The 22,620-nt window shown below is 35.4% G+C and carries 19 protein-coding genes and 1 riboswitch; all 19 genes read right to left on the bottom strand.

Annotation, left to right across the window (positions count from 1 at the left end; genetic code table 11):
- Nucleotides 1-19: 19 nt before the first annotated feature.
- On the bottom strand, nucleotides 20-1,744 hold the full coding sequence (locus ACE94K_RS07745; RefSeq protein WP_378182348.1) for a RagB/SusD family nutrient uptake outer membrane protein: 1,725 nt from the start codon (nucleotides 1,742-1,744) through the stop codon (nucleotides 20-22).
- 53 nt (nucleotides 1,745-1,797) lie between these two features.
- Complete coding sequence (gene metF / locus ACE94K_RS07740) at nucleotides 1,798-2,751, bottom strand: methylenetetrahydrofolate reductase [NAD(P)H] (RefSeq protein ID WP_378182345.1); 954 nt, start codon at nucleotides 2,749-2,751, stop codon at nucleotides 1,798-1,800.
- Nucleotides 2,752-2,945: 194 nt separating this feature from the next.
- Nucleotides 2,946-5,675, bottom strand: a complete 2,730-nt coding sequence (metH, locus tag ACE94K_RS07735) for a methionine synthase (protein ID WP_378182342.1) — start codon at nucleotides 5,673-5,675, stop codon at nucleotides 2,946-2,948.
- On the bottom strand, nucleotides 5,662-6,030 hold the full coding sequence (locus ACE94K_RS07730; RefSeq protein WP_378182340.1) for a four helix bundle protein: 369 nt from the start codon (nucleotides 6,028-6,030) through the stop codon (nucleotides 5,662-5,664). Before ACE94K_RS07730 ends, metH begins: the two co-directional genes overlap by 14 nt.
- A gap of 3 nt (nucleotides 6,031-6,033) precedes the next feature.
- Nucleotides 6,034-7,038, bottom strand: coding sequence for a homocysteine S-methyltransferase family protein (locus tag ACE94K_RS07725; protein ID WP_378182337.1), 1,005 nt, complete (start codon nucleotides 7,036-7,038; stop codon nucleotides 6,034-6,036).
- 151 nt (nucleotides 7,039-7,189) lie between these two features.
- Nucleotides 7,190-7,297: riboswitch (SAM riboswitch) on the bottom strand.
- A 94-nt stretch (nucleotides 7,298-7,391) separates the two neighbouring features.
- The gene (locus ACE94K_RS07720) at nucleotides 7,392-7,712 is read right to left on the bottom strand and encodes a 2Fe-2S iron-sulfur cluster-binding protein (protein ID WP_378182334.1); all 321 of its coding nucleotides are present in this window, start codon (nucleotides 7,710-7,712) and stop codon (nucleotides 7,392-7,394) included.
- An 85-nt stretch (nucleotides 7,713-7,797) separates the two neighbouring features.
- Nucleotides 7,798-8,853: an NAD(P)/FAD-dependent oxidoreductase gene (locus tag ACE94K_RS07715; RefSeq protein ID WP_378182331.1), complete on the bottom strand. Its 1,056-nt coding sequence runs from the start codon at nucleotides 8,851-8,853 to the stop codon at nucleotides 7,798-7,800.
- Nucleotides 8,840-9,442, bottom strand: coding sequence for a bifunctional precorrin-2 dehydrogenase/sirohydrochlorin ferrochelatase (locus ACE94K_RS07710; RefSeq protein ID WP_378182328.1), 603 nt, complete (start codon nucleotides 9,440-9,442; stop codon nucleotides 8,840-8,842). Before ACE94K_RS07710 ends, ACE94K_RS07715 begins: the two co-directional genes overlap by 14 nt.
- A gap of 21 nt (nucleotides 9,443-9,463) precedes the next feature.
- Nucleotides 9,464-10,231: a uroporphyrinogen-III C-methyltransferase gene (cobA, locus tag ACE94K_RS07705; RefSeq protein ID WP_378182325.1), complete on the bottom strand. Its 768-nt coding sequence runs from the start codon at nucleotides 10,229-10,231 to the stop codon at nucleotides 9,464-9,466.
- 52 nt (nucleotides 10,232-10,283) lie between these two features.
- The gene (locus tag ACE94K_RS07700) at nucleotides 10,284-12,374 is read right to left on the bottom strand and encodes a HEPN domain-containing protein (RefSeq protein ID WP_378182322.1); all 2,091 of its coding nucleotides are present in this window, start codon (nucleotides 12,372-12,374) and stop codon (nucleotides 10,284-10,286) included.
- 107 nt (nucleotides 12,375-12,481) lie between these two features.
- Entirely contained in the window at nucleotides 12,482-13,729 is a 1,248-nt protein-coding gene (locus ACE94K_RS07695) for a sulfate adenylyltransferase subunit 1 (RefSeq protein ID WP_378182319.1), read from the bottom strand.
- A 133-nt stretch (nucleotides 13,730-13,862) separates the two neighbouring features.
- Entirely contained in the window at nucleotides 13,863-14,810 is a 948-nt protein-coding gene (cysD, locus tag ACE94K_RS07690; protein WP_378184247.1) for a sulfate adenylyltransferase subunit CysD, read from the bottom strand.
- A gap of 21 nt (nucleotides 14,811-14,831) precedes the next feature.
- Complete coding sequence (locus tag ACE94K_RS07685; protein ID WP_378182316.1) at nucleotides 14,832-15,458, bottom strand: phosphoadenosine phosphosulfate reductase family protein; 627 nt, start codon at nucleotides 15,456-15,458, stop codon at nucleotides 14,832-14,834.
- A 53-nt stretch (nucleotides 15,459-15,511) separates the two neighbouring features.
- Nucleotides 15,512-15,763, bottom strand: coding sequence for a DUF2061 domain-containing protein (locus ACE94K_RS07680; RefSeq protein WP_378182314.1), 252 nt, complete (start codon nucleotides 15,761-15,763; stop codon nucleotides 15,512-15,514).
- A gap of 205 nt (nucleotides 15,764-15,968) precedes the next feature.
- Nucleotides 15,969-17,147: a trans-sulfuration enzyme family protein gene (locus tag ACE94K_RS07675; protein WP_378182311.1), complete on the bottom strand. Its 1,179-nt coding sequence runs from the start codon at nucleotides 17,145-17,147 to the stop codon at nucleotides 15,969-15,971.
- Complete coding sequence (locus ACE94K_RS07670; protein WP_378182308.1) at nucleotides 17,144-17,569, bottom strand: OsmC family protein; 426 nt, start codon at nucleotides 17,567-17,569, stop codon at nucleotides 17,144-17,146. Before ACE94K_RS07670 ends, ACE94K_RS07675 begins: the two co-directional genes overlap by 4 nt.
- Nucleotides 17,570-17,812: 243 nt before the next feature.
- A complete protein-coding gene (gene thrA / locus ACE94K_RS07665; RefSeq protein ID WP_378182305.1) occupies nucleotides 17,813-20,224 on the bottom strand; it encodes a bifunctional aspartate kinase/homoserine dehydrogenase I in 2,412 nt (803 codons plus the stop codon).
- Nucleotides 20,225-20,236: 12 nt separating this feature from the next.
- Nucleotides 20,237-21,199, bottom strand: coding sequence for an alpha/beta fold hydrolase (locus tag ACE94K_RS07660; protein ID WP_378182302.1), 963 nt, complete (start codon nucleotides 21,197-21,199; stop codon nucleotides 20,237-20,239).
- Nucleotides 21,200-21,280: 81 nt separating this feature from the next.
- Nucleotides 21,281-22,570: an O-acetylhomoserine aminocarboxypropyltransferase/cysteine synthase family protein gene (locus ACE94K_RS07655; protein ID WP_378182299.1), complete on the bottom strand. Its 1,290-nt coding sequence runs from the start codon at nucleotides 22,568-22,570 to the stop codon at nucleotides 21,281-21,283.
- Nucleotides 22,571-22,620: the final 50 nt, after the last annotated feature.

The raw sequence follows: 22,620 nt of genomic DNA, 5'->3' as shown, positions 1-22,620 counted from the left end.
AAGTGTTTTATTAAAACAATCAATATCCTGGATTTTGAATTGTATTGGGATTTAGATTAATCTCAATCTGCGGTATTGGCCAGATAAATTCGTGAGATTGAAAATCCTTCACATCTCCTGGGTTTTCATTATTAAAGGAATTAATTGTTGATTCTAGTTTTTGTGTTCTTATTAGATCATCTTTGCGATGTCCCTCGAAACACAATTCCACCTGACGCTCCTTAAGAATTGCCTCTAAAAATTCTTCTTGATTTAACCCCTCTGTTAATTCATAATTCGCTGCACCAAAGGCACGTCTTCTAACCATATTAACTGCTTCGTAAGCAGCCGGTGTGGGCCCATTAATTGCATTTTCAGCTTCTGCAATCAATAAAAGAATATCCGCATAACGTAAATAAGGAAAATCAAAAGATTCACCATTTCTAACAAGTGGTGATGATACATTTTTTTTAAATTTATAAGGTCGCCAATCGGTTATATCTTCAGTGTTTGTTACCATACCATTTTGTACTGTAAACGTAGCTATATTTTGATTAAACCTTTGATCATTTGTATTTAATGGAAAATCTATCGGACCTTCAAAATAATTTTCTATGAAACTAGGAACCAATAGTAGATTATCTTCTATAGCTAATCCCAAAGGACCCCAAAGCACACCATAGTTACTCCCTTCATTAGGGTTATCTGCACTAAAATCTATTGAAAAAATAACCTCACTATTATTCACTTCATTTGACACATCAAATACATCTTCATAATTCGTTTCTAAATTGAACTCACCTCTAAGCTTTTCAAATTCCTCTAATGCCTTTTGATACTTATCAGTTTGCAAAAGCGGAAAACCCGCCATTTGGATATATACCTTACCCAACAATGCTTGAGCTGCTGCTACTGATGCTCTATTATTAGGACCAGAAACCACTAGATTATCTTGAGCATACTCTAAATCTTCAACTATCAAATCATAAACTTGTTCTGTATCCTGAATGAAGATAGGAGGATTACTAATATCAATATTATTTCCAGAAGTAATCAAAACTGGATTACCATATAATTTTACCAAATTAAAGTATAATAAAGCCCTTAAAAATCGTAGTTCACCAGTAAGTAACTCTTTATCTATCTCTGGATTAGAAATCGGATCAAATAATTCAAGAAATTCTAGTCCTGTATTAGCTTCTATTATAGTTTCATAATGGCTAACCCAAACCTCATTTATAATCGAATTGGTTGGCGTGAGTTCAAATTTATCTAAGTCTCTATAAATAGAAGAAACTGTAGTATTCGTCGAAACGATATCTACTCCTATATCCCCCCAATACATTGAGTAACCACCAGAATCAAAAAGCATATCATCTTTTAATCTGGTATAAATAGTATTAATAAGAAAATTAATATCCAAAGGATCTGGTTCAATAACCACTATACCATCTACTAAAATGGTAAGTAAATTAAGTTGACCAGATTCTATAACAAATTCTTCATTTATTGTATCTCCTGGAACGCTAACAATAACAGTATAGGTACCCTCAGATAAGTCCTCAAAAAACACCTCACCATTTTCATTTGTAATTTTTTCAATATCGTTAGGTAATATTTTAACAATAGCACCTAAAACTGTAGTATTATTTTCGGTTAGTACGGTTATTTTTATATCTCCAGTTCGCACCTGAATATCATCATCGTTTTTACATCCAAAAACAGCAAAAACGAAAACGATGAGAAAAAAAAATCTATTTTTCATCAAATCACTTATTAAATTACATCGCCACAAAATAAAAGTTTATTTATGAGTAATTAAAATACTTCTGAAGCTATTTTCTTGATATTATCCGATTTACCCATTGAATAATAATGCAAAACAGGTACTCCATATTCCATCAATTCTTTAGACTGTTGTATTGCGAATTCGATACCTACTTCTCTTACTTCTTTATTTGTTTTGCAGTTTTCTACTTCTCTCACTAATTCATCCGGCATATCTAATTTGAACACCTGTGGTAAAAGCTGCAGATGTCTTTTTACAGCTACAGGTTTAATTCCTGGAATAATAGGTACTGTGATTCCTGCTTCTCTTGCCCTTTCTACAAATGCAAAATACCTTTTATTGTCAAAAAACATTTGTGTTACCACGTAATCCGCTCCTGCATCAACTTTATCTTTTAATCTTCTGATGTCAGCATCCATTGATGGTGCTTCCAAATGTTTTTCTGGATATCCTGCCACGCCAATGCAAAAATCAGATTGATTATCACTTTCAATTACTTCGTGAAGAAAACGTCCGTTATTCATATTTACGATTTGTTTTACCAATTCGTTGGCATAGCTATGTCCTCCATTTGTAGGATTAAAGTATTTTTCTTCCTTCATGGCATCACCCCTAAGCGCCATTACATTATCGATCCCCAAATAATGACAATCAACTAGCAGATACTCTGTTTCTTCTTTGGTAAAACCACCACAAAGCACATGTGGAATAGTGTCTACATTATACTTATGGGTTATAGATGCACAAATTCCAACGGTTCCCGGACGCATCCTGGTTAACTTCTTATCCAATAACCCTTCTCTGTCGATGTAAATAAATTCTTCTCTAGAAGTTGTTACGTCAATAAAAGGAGGTTTAAATTCCATTAGCGGATCTATATTATCATAAAGCTCCTGAATGCTTTTGCCTTTTTGAGGAGGAATTAATTCAAAAGAAAACAAGGTTTTTCCTTTTGCATTTTTTATATGATCTGTAACCTTCATTTTTAAAATTTGTGGTTCTTAATTTTTTACATTTTGGCGATCAAGCGGGCTACCCGCCTAACTGCGGTGAGCAGGCAGGTTCGCTATATCTTTTTGTACTGTCCAAAGCCTTTCGACTCCACTCTGAGGACAGTAAAAAAAGTATACCGCTTCTATCCCTAGCGCAACACTCCTAGAGCAGAGAAGCGTTAAGTTTAGTCTATCAAATTGGGACTCAGCCATTTTTTAGCATATTCAAAATCAACATTTTTTCTTTCTGCAAAATCTTTTACCTGATCTTCTTTTATTTTGCCCAGTCCGAAATATCTTGCTTCGGGATTCGCAAAATAATAACCTGATACAGATGCTGCCGGCGACATGGCCAATCCTTCCGTAAGCTCTACTCCTATTTTTTCTTTCACTTGTAACAATTCCCAAATGGTTAGTTTTTCAAGATGATCTGGACAAGCCGGATAACCCGGTGCCGGTCTTATTCCTTTATAAGATTCTTTAATTAATTCATCGTTAGAGAGCTCCTCTTCACTGGCATATCCCCAATCCTCTTTACGTACTTTTAGATGTAAAAACTCTGCAAAAGCCTCTGCTAAACGATCCGCCAATGCTTTAATCATGATTGAATTATAATCATCGTGATCTGCTTCAAAAGCTTCGGCTAATTCTTTTGTTCCAAAACCTGTTGTTACACAGAAACATCCGATATAATCCTGTTTGTCAGATGCTTTGGGCGCAATAAAATCCGCTAGTGCAAAATTAGGTTTACCTTCGTGTTTCTTAAGCTGCTGCCGAAGTGTTCTAAACTTAAAGCTATTTGAATCCGATATAACCTGTATATCATCATCGTCTACAGTATTTGCCTCAAATAAACCATACACAGCTTTTGCTTTCAATAATTTTTGATCTAATACTTTTTCTAACAATTGTTTCGCATCTTCGAATAAAGAAATAGCCTGTTCACCAACGACCTCATCCGTTAATATCGCAGGATATTTACCATGTAAATCCCAAGACCTAAAAAAAGGAGTCCAATCAATATAAGATTCCAGTTTCTTCAAATCAAAGTCTTCTATAACCTGAACACCTAGTTTATTAGGCATAACAATTTCTGAAGCAGACCAATCAATTGAATATTTATTTTTTCTTGCTTCTTCTATAGATAAGTATTCTTTTTGTTTTGTTCTTTTAAGGAAACCTTCTCTGAACTTTTCATAATCTTCTTTCAGTTCTCCTACATATTTTTGGTTACTTCTCTTATTAAGTAAATCTCCAACTACTGTTACCGCTCTGGATGCATCGTTTACGTGTACCACTGCATTTTTATACTGCGGATCGATTTTGACTGCTGTATGTGCTTTAGAAGTTGTTGCTCCACCTATCAATAATGGCACCTTAAAATTTCTACGTTCCATTTCTTTGGCCAAAAACACCATTTCATCTAAAGATGGGGTTATTAAACCACTTAGCCCGATAATGTCTACTTGTTCATCAATCGCGGTCTGGATTATCTTTTCTGGAGGAACCATTACTCCAAGATCCACTATCTCATAATTATTACATCCCAATACTACAGAAACTATATTTTTACCGATATCGTGAACATCACCTTTTACTGTCGCCATCAGTACTTTACCTGCGGATCCGTTTCCTTGAGCCAATTGGGGATTCTTCTTTTTTTCTTCTTCAATATAGGGCAACAAATGAGCCACTGCCTTTTTCATAACTCTGGCAGATTTTACTACTTGCGGTAAGAACATTTTACCTGATCCGAATAAATCCCCAACAACATTCATTCCGGTCATCAGATTGCCTTCTATTACTTCGATAGGTTTATCCGCAGCTTGTCTTGCTTCTTCTACATCTTCTACAATATACTGGTCAATTCCTTTTACCAACGCTCGGGTTATTCTATCTTGTAAAGGCTCTTCTCTCCAAGAAAGGTCTGCCGTTTTTTCTTTACTAGTCCCCACAACAGTCTCAGCAAAATCTAACAACCTTTCTGTAGCATCATCTCTGCGATCCAGAATTACATCTTCTACACGCTCAAGCAGATCTTTAGGAATATCGTCATACACTTCGAGCATTGCAGGATTTACAATCCCCATATTCATTCCCGCCTGAATAGCATGATATAAAAACACCGAATGCATTGCTTCACGAACAGGGTTATTCCCTCTAAATGAGAAAGACACATTACTTACACCTCCACTTACGCTACAATGTGGCAGATTCTCTCGAACCCATCTCGTAGCTTCAATAAAATCAATAGCATTTTTTCGATGTTCTTCCATTCCGGTTGCTACCGGAAATATATTTAGATCAAATATGATATCCTCCGGAGGAAAATTTACATGATTCACTAGAATATCATAGGATCTTTTGGATATTTCTATACGACGCTCATAATTATCGGCCTGACCAACCTCATCAAACGCCATAATAATTACAGCAGCTCCATATCGCTTGATCTTTTTAGCATGTGCAATAAATTCTTCTTCTCCTTCTTTAAGACTTATAGAATTCACTACACATTTTCCTTGAACAACTTGTAAACCTGCTTCAATAATATCCCATTTAGAACTATCTATCATAATAGGAACTCTAGCAATATCAGGTTCTGCCATAATAAGATTTAGAAACCTTACCATAGCTTCTTTTCCATCAATCAAGCCGTCATCCATGTTGATATCGATGACCTGTGCTCCGCCTTCTACCTGATGTCTTGCAATGTCTAAAGCTTCATCAAATTTCTCCTCTTTTATTAAACGAAGGAATTTTCTAGAACCTGCAACGTTAGTCCGCTCTCCAACATTAATAAAATTCGTTTCTGCTGAAACAATCATAGGCTCTAGCCCAGATAATTTTAAATACCTTCTAGTTGATGGTTGAGAGTTGTCTGTTGATAGATTCTGTGATTTATTTTCTATCATCCCTTATTTTTTTATAATAGTTTATAAATCCACTTAATAGCTTTTTACATTTTAAAATCTGGATCAAAAGAATTTCATGATCTTTAATTCGAATATAATTCTGATCCAAAGCCAAATAAGAGTGTGTCTCTAATTCGTATAACGATCCTCTTGAAACATGTAAAAACTGCAATGTATCCGCTGAAGTTCTTCTTCCAGAACCTTCAGCTATATTTGATGGTATGGAAACTGCACTTCTTCTCATCTGACTTGTTAATCCATATAATTCATCCTTAGGAAACTCTTTTGTTACTTCATACAAAATATTAACTAATATTCTTGATTCTTTCCAAACCTCTAATTCTAAATACTCCATAAACTAAAAACTATCAACTGTTAACTTTCTTGGTTTATAGTTTTTAGCCAATTCGGCAATTGCTTTTATGTGTTCTGGTGTGGTTCCACAACAACCTCCGATAATATTGACCAGACTTTTATCCATATATTCTTTAATCTGATCAGCCATTTGTTCTGGAGTTTCATCATACTCACCAAACGCATTTGGTAATCCTGCATTAGGATGTGCGGAAACCGCAAAACCTGCTTTTTGGGCTAATACCTCGAGATGCGGAGTCAATTGACTAGCTCCCAAAGCGCAATTGAACCCAACGGATAACATCGGAATATGTGATATCGAAATCAAAAAAGCTTCGGCTGTTTGTCCCGATAATGTACGACCACTTGCATCGGTGATGGTCCCACTTACCATAATAGGAACTTCTATATTTCTTTCATCCTTCACTTCTTCTATCGCGAATAGTGCTGCTTTTGCATTTAAAGTGTCAAAAACAGTTTCTACCAAAAGAATATCCGAGCCACCATCCAACAATGCTTCTACTTGTTGCTTATAGGCAACTCTTAGCTCATCAAAAGTGACGGCTCTAAATCCTGGATCATTTACATCAGGAGACATGCTTGCTGTTCTATTCGTTGGACCAATGGATCCTGCTACAAAGCGTGGTTTATGAGGCTCTTTTGCTGTAAATTCATCTGCAACTTCTTTAGCTATTTTGGCTGATTGAAAATTCAGTTCGTAAACCAACTCTTCCATTTCATAATCTGCCATCGCGATTGTTGTTCCTGAAAATGTATTTGTTTCTACTATATCAGCACCAGCCTGAAAATATAAACGATGCACTTCTTTGATTGCTTCCGGTTGCGTAATGCTTAACAAGTCATTATTTCCTTGAACAGGAACAGCCCAATCTTTAAATCGTTCTCCTCTGAAATCTTCTTCTGTAAACTTATGACGCTGTAGCATGGTTCCCATAGCGCCATCAAGCACCAAAATCCTTTCTCCCAATATTTTTTTTATGTCTTTCATTTAAAATCTAATATTATCGTGAATTTCAGTTTATATTTGGACAAGCCCCATATGACTGTTAGAAATCACAAAATATAATTAGTTCTTTACAACTAAAGAATTACTAATAAGTTTCAAGAAAAATAAATGGAAATAGCGACGCTATATATCATTGTTATCTATTTCGCTTTAAAGCGAATAGAACGTAGCACCTTCTTTAACAGATAAAGGGTTGCTAAGGTTTCACAGGGTCTATTCCCTCCACCTTTCTTGATAACATTATTAAATACTTATAAGAACTGCACAGCTTTTGCTGTTATTCTGGTTACAAATTAAAGGCATAGCCTTTTGTTTTGCAAGTTTATTATACTTTTTTAAGATTCTGGAGCTAATTCAATTTCCAAACCGTCTAATTCGGGTGTAATTGGAATTTGACAACCCAATCTGCTATTATCTTCTACATAAAAAGCTTCGGCAAGCATTAAATCTTCATCCTGACTCATTTCAGGAAGCTCGTGATCCGACAAAATATAGCACTGACAGGATGCACACATGGCCATACCACCACAAGTACCTTCTACAGGAAGCTCATAAGCTTTACAAACTTCCATAAGGTTCATAGCCATGTCGGTAGGGGCTTGTACTTCGTGCAATTTTCCTTCTCTATCTTTTATTTTTATGGTTACATCTGCCATATTTCTTTGTTTATTTTCCGCAAATATAAGTAAAGACCCCACAGATTTTAAAAACCTGTGAGGTCTAAAAACAAAATTATTTTATTTATACGATTGCTTTCACTACTTCTTTTTTAGCTTCTTTTTTAGAACCATCAAATCCTTCTACGCCTCCAACAGTCGTGTATTTCATTACATACTTCTTATCCGGAAAAATTCTTTGATATGCGCTCTGACACATAATAGCGGCTTCGTGAAATCCCGAAAGAATTAATTTCAACTTTCCTTTATAGGTATTCACATCTCCGATCGCATATATTCCGGGAATGTTAGTCTGATAATCGTAAGAGTTATCGACTTTAATTGCATTTTTTTCTATTTCTAATCCCCAATTAGCAATGGGTCCTAACTTTGGAGATAATCCGAATAATGGAATGAAATAATCTGTATCTACATTGATATCGCCTTCTGTTTTATGTTTGATACCAACACCGGTTACGTGATCTCCTCCTTTGATTTCTTTTACTTCTGCTTCGGTGATTAGATTTACTTTACCTAACTTAGTTAATTCTGCAACTCTTTCTACAGAATCTAATGCTCCTCTGAACTCATTTCTTCTATGTACTAGAGTAACTTCGCTTGCCACTTCTGCTAAGAAAATAGTCCAGTCTAAGGCAGAATCACCTCCTCCTGCAATCACAACTCTTTTATCTCTATATACTTCTGGATCCCGAATAATATAAGCAACTCCTTTATCTTCAAAATCAATAATGTTAGGAATAGGTGGTTTACGAGGCTCAAAAGAACCTAAACCTCCGGCTATAGCAACTACAGGGGCATTGTGTTGTGTTCCTTTATTAGTAGTCACTAAAAAAGTATCATCTTCTAACTTCTCAATAGTTTCAGCCCTTTCTCCTAAGGTAAATCCAGGTTCAAAGGGTTTTATTTGTTCCATTAGATTATTCACTAAATCTCCTGCGAGAATTTCAGGAAACCCGGGAATATCATATATTGGTTTTTTAGGATATATCTCTGAGCATTGACCGCCTGGTTGTGGTAATGCATCAATAAGATGTGTTTTTAATTTTAGTAATCCAGCTTCAAAAACGGTAAATAAACCAGTTGGTCCCGCTCCTATGATTAGAATATCAGTCTTGATCATGTTCAACTTCTTTTTTTCCTATTAATCCTTTGGTAAATTCATTAAGTGTTTCCACTTTTTCCTCGAAATCACCTTTTATTGTTTTTCTATATTCATTTAAATTTTTGACTAAATCATCAATATTTTCAGGAATCACTTCTTCAAAAAACTGACGTAGTCGTTTGGCTGTTGTGGGTGACTTTCCATTAGTCGAAATAGCCACTTTCACATTTCCTTTGGTTACTATACCTCCCATATAAAAATCACAATATGGAGGATTGTCCGCTACATTAACCAATTTACTTCTTTTTCTGCAGTCTTTATACACTTGTACATTAACCTTAGGAACGTCTGTAGTAGCAATCACAATATGTTTCCCTTTTAGAAAACGTCTGTGATATTTCTTTTTAATCATTTCTACCCCAAACTTATTTGCCAATCTAACTGTATCTTCTCGATACATTGGAGACACCAAGGTTACTTTAGCATCAGGACTAGATTTCAATAAGAACGTAAGTTTTTCTTCGGCTACATTTCCTCCTCCTACGATTAGGATTTCGAGGTTTTTAACTTTCAGAAAAACCGGATATAAATTATTTCTTTCTTCCATCTTTATAGCTATCCTGAACTATCAAGATACGATTTCTTCTTTTATTTCCTTAAAAATTGAAGCTAATTTCGCTCTTTGCTCGACTACATCACCTATCACAATAATAGCTGGTGATGACAGTTCCTTTTCCAAAACAACTTCTTCTATAGTTCTAATTGAGCCAAATCCAAACTTCTCATTATCAGTAGTTCCGTTCTGTATGACAGCTACCGGAAGATCCTGTTTATTTTCGGCTGCAAAGATACTAACTATTTCGTTTAGCTTACTCATTCCCATCAAAATTACCACAGTTGCATTCGATTTCGCTGCCAGGCAAACATCCTGTGATAATTTATGGGATTTAGTAGTTCCGGTAATTACCCAAAAACTTTCTGACGAACCTCTTTTGGTCAATGGAATACCCTGATATGCCGGTACCGCCAAGGATGACGATATTCCTGGAACCATATCTGTTTCTACCCCAAACTCTTGAACATAGTCAATTTCTTCTGCTCCACGGCCGAAAATAAATGGGTCTCCTCCTTTCAACCTTACTACGTGCCCGTGACTTTTGGCTCTACTAACAATCAATTCATTTATTTGTTCTTGCTGATATGCATAACATCCTTTTCTTTTGCCGACGAAGATCTTTTCTGCGTTAGGTGCATAAGCTAATAAAGTTTCGTTGATGAGTGCGTCATACAACACCACATCTGCAGACTCTAATGCTTTGATTGCTTTTAAGGTAATCAAATCCGGATCTCCAGGACCTGCTCCGACTACTGTTAATTTTGGTGTTTTAACACTCATTCTTATTTACTTATTATCCTTATAATAAAGGTTTTACAACTCTGTAAAGATATTATACATTTTCTACTTCGAGCGCTCTAAACGCTTGCACTTTTTGTAAAAATTGGCTTGCTTTTTTGATATAATCCACCGCAAAATCCTTGCTCGGTGCGTTTTTTTGAATCTGATATATCAAATCTGCAAATGTCCCATCCAGACTGATCTTTCCACTAGCAACAAATTCTTCGTCAAATTGACTAATAATACCTGCGTGCGTATTGGTCTTTTTATTTTCTGCCAACAATAATGCTTTAGCAGAATTCACTAATGAGCTATAGGCATGATATACTGCATCAGAATATATCCCATTTTCAAAAGACCCTTTTGCATTCTCAATCTTTTCTTCGCTTTCTAAAAACAACGTGGCAATTAAATCAATAACCACACCTGCACATTCTCCAACTCCAATGGCTTTTACATATTCCTCTTCTGTTCCCCAATCAATAAAATCTTCTTGAGTCAGATTATCAACATTAGATAAATCTGTAAGGAAATTATAAAAATATTTTTCTCCTTTATCCGCATAGTAGTCTACAAAGGTCTTACCATTTGCATTTTCTTCAAAATCGTTAAGTATTCTACGTAATGCTTCTGGCCCTCTTCTGCTCGGTATTTTTACAACTTTATCTGCAAAACGACCTTTTCCATCACCCAAATTTCCTCCTCCTAATAACACTTGCAAAGCCGGAGCTACCAATTTATCTTTGGTTCTTACTGACATTCCTTGGAAACCAATATTAGCCATATTATGCTGTCCGCAAGCATTCATACATCCACTAATTTTGATTACCAAGTCTTCTTTCTCCAAATATTGTGGATATTCGGTTTTGATTACTCTTTCTAACTCCTCAGCAATACCTGTACTGCTTGCAATTCCTAAGTTACACGTGTCGGTTCCGGGGCATGCGGTAATATCCACTGCTTTGTTATACCCTGCTTCTACAAAACCAAGCTTCTCCAATTCCTGATAAAAAAACGGGAGCAATCCTTCTTTTACAAAGGGAATTAAAATATTTTGCCGTAGTGATAATCTAATTTCTCCAGCAGCATATTTCTCGACCAAATCAGCCAACAATCTAGCTTTATCTGTATAAAAATCACCAAGTAAAACCTTGATTCCAACAGCAACATATCCCTTTTGTTTTTGAGGTATTACATTTGTGGATTTCCATAAATCAAAAGCTTCTTGATCCTTAATTTCTACTTTAGGAATTTCTACAGAAACCGGAACAGATGACACATATGCTTCCGCGTCGATTGCAACCGTTTTTTGAGCAATTGCTTTATATTCTGCTTCTACTAGTTTTTTGAAAGCTTCTACACCAATATCCTTAACCAAAAACTTCATTCTTGCTTTAGCTCTACTTTTTCGCTCTCCGTAACGATCAAAAACCCTTAATACTCCTTCCATTAAAGGAATGATTTTATCTGATGGTAAAAAGCTATATAATTCATCTGCATGTCTTGGTTGCGAGCCTAATCCACCTGCGAGCATTACTTTAAATCCTCTAACACCATTTTCTATTTTAGCGATAAAACCGAGATCGTGCATATACGATAAGCCTGTATCTTCTTCTGTTCCAGAAAAGGAAACCTTAAACTTACGCCCCATTTCCTGACATATCGGATTTCTTAAAAAGAAACGAAACAACGCATCTGCATATGGAGACACATCAAACGGTTCTTTTGGATCAATTCCTGCGGTTTCTGAAGCCGTAACATTACGAACCGTATTACCACAAGCTTCTCTAAGTGTTACATCATCTCTTTCTAACTCTGCCCAAAGTTCTGGGGTTCTATTAAGATCCACATAATGAATCTGGATATCCTGACGGGTAGTAATATGCAATCTCCCTCTGGAATATTCATCAGAAACCTCACAAATTCTTCGTAATTGATTGCTCAACACCTTTCCGTATGGTAACTTGATACGAATCATTTGTACTCCTTCTTGTCTCTGACCATATACTCCACGAGCTAAACGAAGGCTACGAAATTTCTCTTCATCAATCTTCCCTTTATGGAATTGCTCTATTTTATTAGCTAATTCAATAATGTCTTTTTGGACAATCGGGTTTTCTATTTCTGTTCTAAAACTTTGCATATTCTTTCGTATTTCGACTTTTAAAAAAAGACATACTTCTGACTTTTGTATAAAGGTTTTCTTTTCTAAAATTCCAGTTTTTCTTCTTCTTGGTTAAAAGCTTTTATCTAATCGATAAAACCTACTCCCGAAGTATTATTGGTTTGAGAATCTATTAATATAAATGATCCGGATGCTTTATTCTTGCTGTAAGAATCAATAGCCAATGGTTTACTTAATTGTATCTGGACCTTTCCGATATCATTAAGGCTTAATGAATTTTTTGCAGTATCTTCTCCAGAGAAATCGGCAGCAATTGTTCCTTCGATATTTTTTACTTTGGCAAGAATCCTGCTACTTCCACTCTGAATGAAATAATTAGTTCCAGGATTTAGATCCCTGCTATCCATCCAACAAATAGTAGCAGTTAATTGTTTTTCTATTCGAGGTTTTTCTGATGATTTTACAATCATATCCCCACGACTAACATTTACGTCATCTTCTAATGTAATCGTACACGAACTACCTCGGCCTGCTGTGTCAAATTTTCGATCAAAAAAGAATATCTCTTTTACTTTAGATGTTGTTAGTGAAGGTAATACTGTTACTTCATCACCTACAGAAAGTTCTCCTCCATATAATTTACCTGCATATCCTCTAAAATCGTGAAATTCATCCTTTTTTGGACGGATTACGGTTTGTACAGGAAAACGAACCTCTGCTTTTTCGTAGACATCCTGAGCATCTAATTCTTCTAAATGTTCTAACAATGTTTGACCTTGATACCAAGGAGTATTTTCAGATACACCTACTACGTTATCACCTTGCAAAGCACTCACCGGGATAAAGGTTATGTTCTGTTCTTTGTAAGTACTTTTTGCAATCAATTTCTCGAAATCCGCTTTGATTGTGTTGTATTTTTCTTCAGAAAAATCAACAAGATCCATTTTATTGACAGCAACAATAACATCTTTAACTCTTAATAAATTATTGATAAAGAAATGCCGGTACGTTTGCTCAATAACACCTTTTCTAGCATCTACTAGAATGATCGAAGCTTGAGAAGTCGACGCACCTGTCACCATATTTCGGGTATATTCTATATGACCCGGAGTATCGGCGATAATGTAGCTTTTTGTTTTGGTAGAAAAGTAAATATGAGCAACATCGATTGTGATGCCTTGTTCTCTTTCTGCTACTAATCCATCGGTTGCTAAGGAAAAATCCAGATAATCAAATCCGTTAGCTTTACTTCTAGTTTCAATGGCTTCTAATTTATCTGTGGTTAACGACTGGGTATCATATAAAATTCGACCAATTAAGGTACTCTTACCATCGTCTACACTTCCTGCTGTTGCTATTTTTAGTACTTGCATATAGCTTTTTTTAATCATCTAACTGAAATCGCCCCCTCCGCCTTTCGGCACGTCCTCCACAAAGGGTGAGGAGATTTGATAATCTTACAATTTTTAATACAATATTTCCTGTTTTGTATTTCTCTTTTCTACATTAGAAATATCCTTGTTGTTTTCGTTTTTCCATGGCAGCTTCGGATCTTTTATCATCGATACGCGCTCCTCTTTCTGAAATTGTAGATTCTCTAATTTCTGCTACCACCTTATCGATTGTAATTGCATCAGAAAGTACTGCTGCAGTACAAGACATATCACCTACGGTACGGAATCTAACCAATCTCTCTTCAACTAATTCATCATCCTCTCTATGTACTACATCATCTTCTGCCGACCATATCATTCCATCTCGGATAAATGTTTTACGTTTATGTGCAAAATAAATAGAAGGGATTTCGATTTCTTCTTTTTGTATATAACTCCAAACATCTAGCTCTGTCCAATTACTGATCGGAAAAACCCGAACATTCTGACCTAAATCGATCTTTCCATTTAAATGATCGAACAACTCCGGGCGCTGATTCTTTTCATCCCATTGTCCAAAATCATCTCTTACAGAAAAGATACGTTCCTTTGCTCTGGCTTTTTCTTCATCTCTTCTGGCTCCACCAATCGCAGCGTCAAATTTAAATTCTTCTAAAGCATCCAAAAGTGTCGTAGTTTGTAAGCTGTTGCGACTGGCATACTTTCCTTTTTCTTCGATCACTTTACCTTGATCTATAGAATCCTGGACCTTTCGAACGATTAACTTCACTCCAAGTTCTTTCACCAATCGGTCTCTAAATTCTATAGTTTCTGGAAAATTATGACCGGTATCTATGTGAAGTAATGGAAAAGGAATCTTGCCCGGATAGAATGCTTTTTGGGCTAATCTAACTAAGGTGATGGAATCTTTTCCACCTGAAAAAAGTAATACCGGTTTCTCAAATTGAGCCACCACTTCTCTAAATATATAAATCGCTTCGCTTTCTAAAGGATTCACCTTTAGAACTGATTTTATTGCTGAACCATTGAGCTGCTCTGTTTTCTTTTCTAATACTTCCATGCTATGCTTTTGCTTCATTTATTAGTTCGTATGAATCCCACATTCCCTGTTATCTAAAACCTTTGTTGGATCAAAATACTTAAATTCGTTTGGTAAATTATGTTGCTCTAAATACACGTCTAATTCGGCATCACTGTAGTAATAAAAAGGACTAACCTTTAAGACTCCATCACCTCCTAAACTCAAAATATCCAAAGAATCTCTCAAGGCAGTTTGCCCTTTTCTTAAATTTGTGAACCATACATCAGGTAGAAAATCTGCCATAGCCCTTTTGAAAGGTTCTAGTTTTACTTGCTCCGTAAATTCTTTATGCTTCGGGTCATCAATATCAGGAATCCCCATCACCACATCTCTATGAGCAGAGGTTTGTTTAGGTACATATAGCCAAATATTGAGATTCAATAAATGAATAACTTCTTCTGCGTGCTTGTACGTATTGGGAGTATTATATCCTGAGTCACACCATATTACCGGAATATTAGAAAGTGACTTAGAACAAACATGTAAGATGGCTGCCTCATAAGGTCTGAAATTGGTAGTAACCACAGGTTTTTTCGCATTTAAAATAGCCCATTGCGAAATCTCTAATGGAGTTTTATCCTTTAGCGATTTATTCAAGTTTTCTATTTCCTTTTCTGTAAATTTCATTCTTAGTTTTCTATTTCTGTCACTTTATCAATAGTTGAGAAGTAAGAGTACTGTTATCTTCCCCATTTGATACGATTCCAGATTCTTTCATGAAAGAAATATAGAATCATTTTTGTTATAAAATCAATTGATGCGATTGAAGTAGCCAACGCTATTTTACCTGTTAACACATATGAAACTATTAGCGTATCTAGGGTACCAACCACTCTCCAACTTACCGCCTTTGCCACACTTCGCAAAGGTTTCTCTGAAGTCCTATCAGTCTCATACGATGTTTTTTTCGTAGCTACTTTATCTAATATCATTTGATCTACAATCATTATATCTTAAAAACCCCATTACCCTATCGGAATAGTAGATTATTAAACAAATGTATATATAAAATTCTATTCTTTAGTCCTAAAATCCCTAAAATATTACTAGAAATGAAAGAATTATGATATTATTAATAAAAAGCCTAGTGATTTACTAGATTATTATAATATCCCATAAAAACCAAAAAAAAGACACCTAAATCATACCCAAAGCTTGCTCTAAATCTGCAATAATATCATCAATATGCTCTAACCCTACTGAGCACCGCACCATTCCATCAGTAATACCAACGGCTAATTTGTCTTCAACAGCTAATTTGCTATGCGTTGTAGAAGCGGGATGTGTAACAATGGTTCTGGTATCCCCCAGATTTGCAGAAAGTGAGCACATTTTGATACTATCAAAAAAAGTCTTTCCGCCTACTATCCCATTTTTAACTTCGAAAGCGACAATGTTACCGCCTAATTTCATTTGTTTCTTAGCTATATTATATTGAGGATGCGATTTTAAGAAAGGATATTTTACCCAATTTACTTTAGCATGTGACTCTAAAAACTCAGCCAATTTTAAGGCGTTTTCACAATGTCTGTCCGCTCTTACCGCTAAAGTCTCCAAGCTTTTCGATAATATCCAGGCATTAAATGGTGATAAAGCAGGTCCTGTATTTCTTGAAAAAAGATAAATCTCTCTGATCAATTCTTTTTTACCAACGGTAACACCTCCCAACACACGGCCCTGACCATCAATTAATTTCGTAGCGGAATGGATTACCAAGTCTGCTCCAAATTTTATCGGATTCTGTAAATATGGAGTCGCAAAACAGTTATCAATAATCAATAGCAACTTATGTTTCTTCGCAATCCTGCCTAATAATTCTAAATCTAATACATCAACTCCCGGATTCGTAGGAGATTCTGCATAAATAATTTTAGTATTTGGCTGAATCATTGATTCTACGGTATCAATTTCACTCACCGGAAAATAACTAGTTTCGATATTCCACTTTGGAAAATACTTGGTAAATAGGGAATGTGTAGAACCGAATACAGATCTGGCAGAAACAATATGATCTCCGGCGTTCAACAAAGCCGCAAATGTAGAAAACACAGCTGCCATTCCAGTAGCAAAAGCATAACCATCTTCTGCTACTTCCAGTTTACAGATTTTATCAACAAACTCTGTAGTATTAGGATTGCTAAAACGGCTATACAAGTTTCTATCTTTCTCTTCGGCAAAAGCAGCTCTCATTTCTTCAGAATTTTCAAAAACAAATCCCGAAGTCAAATACATTGGAGTCGAATGTTCTAAAAATTGAGTTTTTTCTGTCTGCGTTCGTACCGATTGCGTTTCAAAATTTTGGCTTTTTAAGCTCATACTTCTTTGTTATTTACAACTACTTTATAGTGAATCGTTGCAGTTGGTTCTAATGTCTTTGATACCGAGCAATATTTTTCAAAGGATAATTGTGCTGCCCTTTTTGCTTTCTCTGGAGCGATCTTCCCTTCCAAATATACAGTTACTACAATCTCCTTGAATGGTTTAGCCCCGTCAACTTCTATTCGGGTTCCATCGACCTGAGCTCTATAATCTGTAATTTCTTGTCGTTGTTTCTTTAAAATAGAAATCACATCAATCGCACTACATCCCGCTACGCCCATTAAAACATATTCCATAGGACTTGGTGCTAAATCGTGCCCTCCAACTTCAGCTTTGCTATCTATATAAGTCTTATGTCCTCTTTCGTTTTTTAATTCGAAATGATAATCATTGTCAATTCTTTTTAATTCTATTTTCATTGTATCTCTTTTATTTATTTTATTTAGACGTTACCCGAAGACTTCGACTCCACTTTGACAACACTTCGACAAGCTCAGTGTGACAGCTCAGTGTGGCATTTCAGGCTAGGGCTTTCTTCTGTATCTTTTTATTTGGAGTACCTCAAGAACCTCAGTCCGCCAAATAAAAAAGGATGCTATATCAAATGTTTTACTTTCACGATTTCTTAAAACAAAAAAAATCATAATTGATAACCCAATTCACTATCCTTTTTCTGTTAATCTCAAAATATCTCCAAAAACTCCTCTCGCAGTAACTGCCGCACCTGCTCCTGCTCCTTGAATAACTATGGGTTGATCTCCATATGATTCTGTATAAATTTCGAATATTGAGTCGGAGCCTTTTACTTGTCCTAACGCACTACTTTCTGGAACAGAAACTAGTTTGACATCTAAAATTCCTTTTTCTTCAAATAAATCTCCGTGTAAATCTCCAATATATCTAAGTACATGGTTTGGTTTCTGCCCTGATTTTATTTTTTGATACACCAAATCTAATTCTTTTAACCTTTCTAAAAACTCATTTACCTCTCCTCCTCTCAGATTTTCCGGAATCAGATTATGAATAGCGATATCTTCAAATTCATTACTCAAATCCAATTCTCTTGCTAAAATCAATAGTTTTCTTCCTACATCATTTCCACATAAATCTTCACGAGGATCAGGTTCTGTAAACCCTTTATCTATAGCCTCCTGCAAAACCTCGCTAAAAAGTCTCTCCTCTTTAGAAAAAGTATTAAACAAATAACTTAAAGATCCAGAAAACACGCCCTTGATTCTAGTGATATTTTCTCCAGACAAATGCAAAAGTCTGATGGTATCAATCAGCGGTAAACCTGCACCCACATTGGTTTCATACAAATACTGCTTTTGGTGTTCTTCTAGTTTTGATCTTAATTGTTTATAAAAACCGAAACTTAATGTATTAGCCACTTTATTTGAGGAAACTAAATCGAATCCGTGTTTTACTAAAGTGATATAGTGACTGGTGAATTCTTTACTAGCGGTATTATCAATGGCAATTAAATTTTCTAAATGATGTATATCAGCAAACCTAATGACATCCTCTATTTTGTATTGAGATCCTTCTTTTACATCTGCTCTCCAAGAAGTTCCAATTCCATTTTTATTTAAAAGAATTTTCTTTGAATTTGCTACGGCAAAAATATTCAGGTCTATTTTTTTTCTTTTTTCGATATCCTTAGCAGATTTTAATATTTGATCAATCAATGTTCCTCCCACTAATCCGTGACCAAATACAGCAATATTTATCTTTTTTGCAATTCCGAAAATTTCTCCGTGGATAACATTAAGAGCCTTATGCAGTTGACTTTTATATATCACAAGGCTTACATTTTTTCCGGAAACTGTGTTATTAAACAGTAATGGAACCACTTGGTTCTTAATCAATGCGTTATAAGGTTTATGAAAAGTGCTTAAATCCTGCCCGATTATAGAAATTACTGACACATCATTTTCTACGGTAATTATATTTACGTCTTTCTTGTACAAATCTGCTTCAAACTCTTGTTCCAAACCTTTTCTAGCCTCTTTAGCACGTTCTGCATCAACAACTAAACCAATTCCTCTTTCTGAAGAACCTTGAGAAATAATACTTACACTAATGTTTTTATGTGCTAGCGCTTTAAATATTCTGGCATCAACACCTACTTTTCCTAACAAACCTCTTCCTTCTAGATTAATTAAAGAAACATTTTCTAAAACCGAAAGTGATTTGATTCCATTTCCATGGTTTTCTGCAGTAATTAATGTTCCTTCATTTTTAGGGTCAAAAGTGTTTAAGATCCTTAACGGAATATTTTTCTCTATTAAAGGAATAATCGTCTTTGCATGCAAAATATTAGCTCCAAAATAAGCCAATTCATTTGCCTCTATAAATGATAGTTTTTTAATTTTTTTTGCATCCAATACTAAATCAGGATCCGCTGTATAAATACCATTTACGTGGGTAAAATTTTGCAATTCTTCTGCATCCAGATAATTAGCCAATAAGGCTGCTGTATAGTTACTACCATTTCTGCCAAGTGTAGTCGTTTCATTATTCTCATTTGATGCGATAAAACCGGTTACTACATTTACGGTAGTACCATTATATTTTTTAAAATGTTCAATCACATTTTGTTTTGATAATTTATCCAAAGGTTGTGCTTCACCAAATGCACCATCGGTTTTAATTAACTCTCTACTATCGGTAAAGTGAGCATTAATACCTTTTTCTTTAAGGATGTGTGTAATCAATTTTGCAGAAATTACTTCTCCTTGTGATAACACCTGATCCTTGATCCTTTTGCTATAATCACCCAATAGAGATACTCCTTCAAAAAGCTTTTGTAAGGTTTCAAATTCTTCATCCGCATTGAACGATGAGTAATCAGACAATTGATATTTTTTAAAGGCCTCTAATTGCTGTTGATAGCTTTCATTTTTAACTGCTTTATTCAAAATGTCCTCTAACTCATCTGTAGACTTTCCTCTTGCAGAGAGTACCACAGTTATTCTTTCGCCGTTAAGCACTTTATGTTCAATGATATCGACTACTTTATCAATTCCATCGCCATTTGCCAGCGATTTTCCTCCAAATTTTAATACTTTCATTGCGATCTTATATCAAAATATCTCTTGCAACAACTCACTAAGTTGTTCAAATTCTATTAAAAAAGCATCGTGTCCATGCACGGAATCAATTAAATGATGCCAAACGTTTTGTTTTACTTGCTTTAATTCATTAAAAGTAATTCTATCCTCTGCGGCAGTAAAAAAACCGTCAGAATTCACACTGATGATGTGAATATTAGATTGGATAGTACCAGCAATCTCTTTAAAACTGCCTCTTCCTGTTGTAATATCTATATTCGCTAAAATGTGATTTAATTTCTTATACGATGAAAGAGTAAATCGTTCGTCCAATTTTTTTCCATGATGCAATAACCAACTTTCAACATTATACATATCCATTTCATTATTATAACTTCTGTCAAACTTTTGTTTAAATGATTCAGGAGACCTGTAAATCAGCATCGCGTGTAATCGAGCATCATGTACCGGGTTTTCAGAATTTAACAGAATCTGTTCCTGCACAAGACAATTAGCTTTTAACCAATCGGACGATTTCCAGTCCGTTGCGACCGGAACTAAATGCTCGATCAAATTAGGCTCTAAGGCAGCAAGTTCCCAGGCAATCCCACCTCCTACCGATCCACCGATGGCTGCATGAAGTTTAGCAATGTTCAATCGTTTTAATCCTTTTGCAAAAATCGCAGCGATGTCTCTCGCATTAAAAAGTTTATAATCAGAAATTAAATTTTCTGTTTCTCTATCATACCCATTACCCGGAATATTAAAAGACAGAATAGTGTACCTGTCAGTGTCAATACATTTCCCTTTGCCAATCAATCCGTTCCACCAACCATTTGGACCACAAACCGTTGAATTACCAGTCAACGCGTGATTGACTAGAACCACCGGAGCATCTTGAAGAGGTCTTCCAAATACTTCATAAGACAATGGTAATTCATTAATAATCTGTCCTTTTGTGGTGATGAAATTTAATATTTGAACTTTTTGGAGCATAAACTAGGTCATTTTAACAACTTGTGATAGAAGTTCTTACAATCTGCAAGTAAAGTATGGTAAACTCGGTACTAAAAATGATTATTTTACTTTTTCGGTCACTTCGACAAATGCATTTTTTAAGTCGGTTTTTAAATCTTCTATATCTTCTAATCCAACCGAGAGTCTAATCAAATCTTGAGTAACTCCTGTAGACTCCTGTTGTTCAGAGCTTAATTGCTGATGGGTAGTACTTGCGGGATGGATTATCAATGACTTAGAATCTCCGATATTTGCCAATAAAGAGAAAATCTTGGTTTCATTGGCTACTGTTTTAGCAGCATCAAAACCTCCCTTAATACCAAAAGTTATAATACCACTTTGCCCTTTTGGAAGGTATTCTTTTGCGAGCTTATGATAAGGATCATTTTCTAATCCAGGGTATTTTACCCACGCAACTTCATCCTGATCTTTTAACCAAGTAGCTAATGACAATGCATTTTCACTATGTTTTTTAATTCTGATTTCTAGAGTTTCTAAGCCTTGTAAAATCTGAAAAGCATTGAACGGGCTTAAAGCAGCTCCATGATCTCGCAACCCTTCTATTCTAACCTTTGCAATAAATGCTGCAGGACCTAAAGCATCGTGGTACACTAATCCGTGATATCCAGGAGAAGGTTCTGTAAACTCAGGAAATTTACCACTTGACCAATCAAAAGTTCCCGCATCAATAATTACACCACCAAGCGAAGTTCCGTTACCACTGATATATTTAGTTAAAGAATGAATTACGATATTCGCTCCATATTCGATAGGGTTTAACAAAGCTGGTGTCGCTACGGTATTATCTACAATTAATGGGACTTTATATGCTTTTGCCTCTGCAGAAATCGCTTTAAGATCTAAAACATCTAGCTTTGGATTACCCAAGGATTCTACAAAAAATGCTCGGGTATTTTCTTTTACGGCATTTTTAAAATTTTCTGGATTTGATGGATCCACAAAAGTTGTCGTAATTCCAAATCTGGGGAGTGTAACATTTAATAGATTATAGGTTCCGCCATATAAGCTGCTAGAAGCCACGATATGATCACCGGATTTTAGTAAGGTAAGTAGTGCCGTGTTAATTGCGGCCGTCCCAGATGCTGTTACCACTGCTGCAATGCCTCCTTCTAAAGCGGCTAAACGTTGCTCAAGAATATCATTGGTTGGGTTATTTAATCGGGTATAGATAAACCCAGGCTCTGATAAATTGAACAAATTAGCTGCGTGATCCGCATTATGAAATACGTATGATGTAGTTTGGTAAATAGGAACTGCTCTTGTTCCTCCGTTTAATGTTACATCGTGGCCAGCGTGTAAAGCTTCTGTTGCAAATTTTTGTGCACTCATAATTTTCTATTTTAAATTTTAAATAATTAATAAAATTCAAATACATCAAA

This window comes from Aquimarina besae, assembly GCF_042434905.1.
Classification (GTDB): Bacteria; Bacteroidota; Bacteroidia; order Flavobacteriales; family Flavobacteriaceae; genus Aquimarina.
This window is presented reverse-complemented; position numbering and strand designations above follow the sequence as displayed.